This window comes from Caballeronia sp. M23-90, assembly GCF_053574605.1.
The window spans coordinates 1-5693 of sequence record NZ_JBSIPA010000420.1; the positions used below are offsets into that span (position 1 = coordinate 1).

The 5693-nt window shown below is 58.0% G+C and carries 4 protein-coding genes; 2 read left to right on the forward strand and 2 right to left on the reverse strand.

The genetic code is table 11. The annotated features are described in order from the left end of the window. Both ACRXB1_RS28755 and ACRXB1_RS28760 read right to left on the reverse strand, forming a co-directional pair. Nucleotides 1–372: zinc ribbon domain-containing protein (locus ACRXB1_RS28755; protein WP_449493960.1), on the reverse strand; the 372-nt coding region annotated here is incomplete at its 3' end. A gap of 357 nt (nt 373–729) precedes the next feature. Further along, nucleotides 730–3438, reverse strand: coding sequence for a TonB-dependent receptor plug domain-containing protein (locus tag ACRXB1_RS28760; RefSeq protein WP_062172527.1), 2709 nt, complete (start codon nt 3436–3438; stop codon nt 730–732). Between the two features lie 1018 nt (nt 3439–4456). On the opposite strand from ACRXB1_RS28760, the gene ACRXB1_RS28765 reads away from it, so the two are divergent. Both ACRXB1_RS28765 and ACRXB1_RS28770 read left to right on the forward strand, forming a co-directional pair. Further along, nucleotides 4457–5110 (forward strand): MotA/TolQ/ExbB proton channel family protein, encoded by a 654-nt coding sequence (locus ACRXB1_RS28765; RefSeq protein WP_062002820.1) that lies wholly within the window; start codon nt 4457–4459, stop codon nt 5108–5110. A gap of 72 nt (nt 5111–5182) precedes the next feature. Further along, nucleotides 5183–5605, forward strand: a complete 423-nt coding sequence (locus tag ACRXB1_RS28770; protein WP_062002821.1) for an ExbD/TolR family protein — start codon at nt 5183–5185, stop codon at nt 5603–5605. Nucleotides 5606–5693: the final 88 nt, after the last annotated feature.

A 5693-nucleotide genomic window follows, 5' to 3' on the forward strand; every position in this document is an offset into this window, starting at 1 on the left:
TGGCAACGCCGCCAGCCGTTGCACAACGGGCGATCTCAGCGCCGGTGCATAGGCCAGCCCCTGCGCCATCGCAAGCATTCCGGCGCTTGCCAGATAGAACGCGACGCGCTTCAACACGCGTTTTCTTTCACGCGCGATGTTCATCGCGGTATCGAGTTCGTCGGGGACGCTCGGGTAGGGAACGAGCATGCGGCCGGGCATCAGCACGACGTTGTTGCCGTAGTCGACCGAATTGGGCGCACCCACTGTACGCAGTGCGCGTGACTGGTTCGTGCCGCAATGCGGGCATTCAGGTTCGCCGTGGGTCAGCGCATTGCCGCAATGATGGCAGGCCGCATACAGGACTGGCGCGCGAAAAGATAACAGGCTCATGCCGAAGCCCTCTGGGCAGGTGTCTATGCCGGCTCGATAGCGATCAGGCGAGCCGGATTGTTCATATAAGAATAGTGCAATTAGTTCAGAAGTTAGTACCTCGGTATGTTTTGTAGGCCGCATTGATGCGCATCGGCGACACTTTCATGGGGCGGCATCAACGGCTGTGTGGGCTTGCGCACATAACCTGGCCGATAGTGACGCTCACGTGGCGGATAACGGCGACTACTTCGGCATCCGAATGGTCTGGGCTGGCGGCGATGAAAACCAGTACCCGTAAACGCACTGTCCGGGACACGAAAAACTTCCGTGCCCCGGACAGATCCGGCAATGACGCCGAAGAAACACTCAAGCAACTTACTTGAACCGGTACGTCGCCCCGATCTGGAAGAAGCGGCCCACGTCGGTGTACAGCGACTGGTCGTAGCCGGTCAGGTCTGCACCCGAGGTCCATTCGGCGTCGAACGGCGGCTTTTTGTCGAACAGGTTGTTGATGCCCGCATAGATCGTCCAGTTCTTGAAGCCGCGATAGCTCGTGAACAGGTTGAACTGGCTATACGACGCCACCGACAACGGCGTGTCCCCGTTGATATCCGCAATCGCGTTCGTGTACGGACCCGTGTATTGCCAGGTGAGCGTGGTCGTGAACTTGTGGTAATCCCAGGTCAGGTCCGTGTTGCCCTTCCAGCGCGGATTCGATGCACCGAACGGCTGGTTCAGCGCCAGGTTGTTGCCGGCAAAATCTGCCGTTGCAGCGCCCGGGCTGTGGAGCTTGAAGTGCCACACGTAGGCCCAGTCACCGGACAGCGTGAACGAACCGACCGGCGTGCCGACCGTCTTGCGCCAGTTGAAGTCGAAGCCATCGGTATCGAGCGAGCCCAGGTTGATGAACTGCGACGTGATGTAGCGCAGCGTGCCGTCCGGGTTGCGAATCACCTGGCTCGGATCGTTGGCTGCAAGTTCCGCGACCGGATCTTCCGTGCCGATCACACCGTCAATGCGGACCTTGTAGAAGCCTGCGCCGATATCCGACGTAGCATCCGGCGACAACTGGAAGCCGATGTTGTAGTTCTTCGTGTGCTCAGGCTGAAGGTTCGGGTTGCCGTTCGTGAACTCGGTCGTGAAGGCTTTGGTCGGGCCACGCGGATCGTACGGGTCGGTCAGGTTCTGGTGACCCGTGTATGAAGCCTGCGAGTTTTCGACCAGCGTCGGTGCACGGAATCCGCGGCTGAACGACGCGAAGGTCGTGAATGCCTGCACAGGCTGATAGCGCAATGCGAAGCTCGGTGAGAACGCGCCGCCGAAGTCGCTGTAGTGGTCATAGCGGCCCGACTGCGTGAACGTCAATGCGCGGATGATCGGGATCTCGACCTGGTAGAACACGGCCGCCACGTTGCGCGAACCGTCCACCGTCTGGATCTGTGCCGGGGAGACGATACCCAGCGACGAATACGTGCGCGGGTTGATGATCGAGCTTTCGTGACGGAACTCGGTACCGAGACCCAGGCCAACGTTGCCTGTGGGCAGCGTGAACAGGTTCGATGTCGAGGTCTTCGCGCTGACCGTATCGAGCTTCGTGATTGCCTGCTGGTAGTCGTCATGGAACACGCCGTCCAGACCGTTCGGCGTCGAACCCGGGTTCAGGAAGTTGTACCCGCCGTTTTGCAGCACGTTCTGCCAGCCCGCCACATCCAGCGAGTTGTAGAAGTGGCTGTCCACCGTGCTTTGCGAATGGCCTGCGTCGACTGACCAGTCCCAGTCGCCCAGCTTCGGCGTGGTGAACGATCCCTTGATCCCGGTCGACGCCTTCCAGAACGTCGAGACCGTATCCACGCCCACGCCCGCGGTCGGGAAGGTGTAGTTGATCGGGGTATCGACGCCGAACGGGTTGAACGGATTGCCGCCCGGCACCGTGCGGTTGAGCGGCGAGATGCTATTGCTCTGCGGGTTGTACACGTTCGACAAGCTGCTCGCCGACTGCAGGCCGCCGTACTGCACGGTCTCGTCGCGGCTGCCCCAGAACTCGGCGTACGCCTGCATGTCGTCGTTGATCTGGAACGTGCCGCGCACCTTGGCATTCAGGCGGGTGGTCGACGGAACCAGCGAGTAGTCATGCGCCGTGTTGTAGGTACACGTGCTGCCGGCGGTCCGGCCGGTCGTCGTGTTCGGCGGACAGGGGTTGAGCGGGACGTTGGTGCCGTCCGGCTGGGTCCAGAAGCTCTGCTGGTTGTTGCCGGCGGGCAGGTTGTTGCCGCCGAAGCGCGTGAAGTCCTGGCTGCTGGTCATGTCGCGGTCAGCGAGGGTCGAGCCCGAATCGCGAAACCAGCTCGCCGAACCCGTGACGTTGAAGCGGTCCGTAGCAAGATTGCCGAAGCCGCCGAGCACGCTGAAGCTGCCTTGTGCATCGCCCGGATGTTGCGCCTTGCCGAGCTGGCTGTCGATCTGGAAGCCCTGGAAATTCTTCTTCGTGATGATGTTGACCACGCCCGCAATGGCGTCCGAACCGTACTGCGATACCGCACCCGTCTTCACGATTTCGATCCGGTCGATGGTGTTCAGCGGGATCGTGTTGATGTCGAAGAATGTGTCGGTGAAGTTCACCGCTTGCGCGTAGTTGGCGACGCGCTGGCCGTCGACCAGCACCAGCGTGTATTTCTCGGACAGGCCACGCAATGCAATGCCGGCGCCGCCTGGAGCGGTGCTGTTCATCGTCGATTGCGACCAGCTGCTGGCCGAGTTTGCCGACACGCCGCGCAAGAAATCGGCAACGGTGGTGTAGCCGCTTTGTTCGATCTCCTTGGCTGTCACAGTCTGGACTTCCGTGTTGCCTACCTTGTCCGACGTACGGATCAGCGAGCCCGTGACTTCCACTTTTTCAAGCTTGGTCGGAGCCGCGGACGTCGCTGCAGCGGGTGTCGTGGCCGTTGTGGAAGTCGTACCCGACGCGCCGCCTGTGCCGCTCTGGTCGACGGTCTGTGCGTGCGCCATCGGAATGAATGCGGCGCTCAGCACGAGTTCGGCGCCAATGATGCCCTTGATCGCCGTTACCAATCTCTTCTGTTTCACGTGCTCTCCCTCTTGTCAGTGAGCATATTTGATCGAACCAACCGGCCGGCTCGTGCGAGTTGCACAGACCGGTCATGCGATGTTTGTCGACGCTTTTTATTGCGGGGCGCGCTAAACGCTGGTTGCGTCGTTTGAACATCGTCAGTCAAGGCGCAATCTCAATCGTGTTGAAAGGCGCCGTTGATAAGCGGCTGCACCAAGAGCACGAGTTATGCCAATTTGAGAAAGGGATTAAACGGAAGAGCCGGATACGGCCATTTATTTCTGCAGTAAGAATTTGAAATGAATGCGTTTTATTTTTTATTGCAAATTGCTGTTTAGCGATTAAAGTAAAACGGCTTTTTCAGATCGCAATAACACTCTTTATTTTGGCGCGCTGTTGTTTGTAAGGTGAGTTAGAGGAGTTAGTCTAATTAATGTGGTGCAATCGCTGCACCTTGAAAGGGAACAGATTGCATCACACTGTGCATTACGGATTGAAAGCCATTGTGAGGGGTTATCACGGCGTGTGTGCACAGTATAAACATAATCAATGCGTTTATGTAATACCCCTGCGCAAACTCTTTGCCATGGCGGGATTGAGCTGCACGGGGCAGCCTAGGGTTTGGGAGTATGTAGAATCATCGATAATCCAAAAGATGACCCGTGCATCTATATTACAAAATGCTTTCATTAGCACCAGTGTAATCATTCGGTGCACAAATAAAGGGTTTATTGGGTTAAGTCAGCTTGATGGCAGGCTTTAAGCGTATTCCGAAGGATCAAGATTGACCTGGCGGTACCGAACAGAAATCTGCGTGACAAAAGACGCACCTCTCTAATTCGGGAAATTCGCCATAAGATCAAGGCGCCGCATGAGGGTGCACGAGCAGCAGATCAAAAGCGGGTTATCGCTTGGCATAGCCGTTGCTTAGAGAGTCGCGCTTTTGCGGGTGGCGTCGAAAACGAAGCCGCCCGCTTTAAGAAATACCGTCATCCACAAAATGATTAGCATCTTTTGTCCTAACCGGAGTCCGCAGTGCTGAATACCCTCATTAATTATTCGGTCCAGTCGATGGGCCTCATTCCCCTTCTCGGCGTCATCTTCCTGCTGGGCATGGCCGTGATCATCGAGCGTCTGGTGTTCTTCGCTAGAGCAGTGCGCGCAGGCAAGACTATCGAACACGATCTGAAACTTCTGAAGGCCAATCATCCGGAAGACGCCGCAAAGCTCGTCAAGCATTACGACTCGACCGTGCAGGCCGAACTCGTGAAGACGGCCATGAAGGTCAGCGGCCGCGACGAGGCAGTCGTCGAGCGCGAAGTGGAAGAGGCGATCATGTTTCAGATGCCGCGTCTGGACCGTAACCTGTGGGTGCTCGATACCGCCGTCACGCTCGGACCGTTGCTCGGGCTGCTCGGCACGATCATCGGCATGGTGGAGTCGTTCAATGTGCTGGGCGCAAGCGGCACGGCAAATCCCAATGGTGTGACGGGCGGTATCGGCCATGCGCTGACGGCCACGGCCTGCGGTCTTGTCATTGCCATCATCTGCGTGATCTTTCTCAACTACTTCAACAAACGCATCCGCATGACGGTCAATCAGTTCGACCTGATCAAGTCGCTGCTGGTCTCGCGTTTCTCCGCGCCGGTTCGCCGCAGCGCTGACGTGCGCCCTGAAATTGCCGCATGAGTTGCTGCATAGAGGGCTCTCGAGCCGTTTGCCGCATGCATCAATGTCGTTTGGAAACAGAAGAGGTTTGAGATGAGTAGAAATCACCGCAGTCATTATCTGGGCGCGGAAGAGAAGGCACGCATCGAGATCATCCCGATGATCGACATCATGATGTTCCTGCTGGTCTTCTTCATGCTCGCCACGCTCAAGATGATCCAGGGTGCGGGCATCAAGCTGGACCTGCCGCAATCCAGTACCGCCGAAGCGTTGCAGCAGACCATCAAGGTATCGATCGGCGTGACGAAGACCGACGAGCTTTACCTGGACGCGAAGCCCATCACGCCCGACGAACTCACCACGCGCCTGAAGGGCCTCGTGAGCGATTCGAAGAAAGTCGATGTCGCCATCTCCGGCGACGAAGGCACGAGCTACAAGAACATCATCCACGTGATGGACCTGGTGCGCGCGGCCGGTATCAGCTCTGTAGCACTGGCGACGAATCCGACGACATGAACGCTCCCGTACATCTGGTCAGCACGCCTCGCGTGCCTCTGGACGGGGCGCTGTGGGCGTCGAAGGGAGCATCGAAAGACGGCAAGGA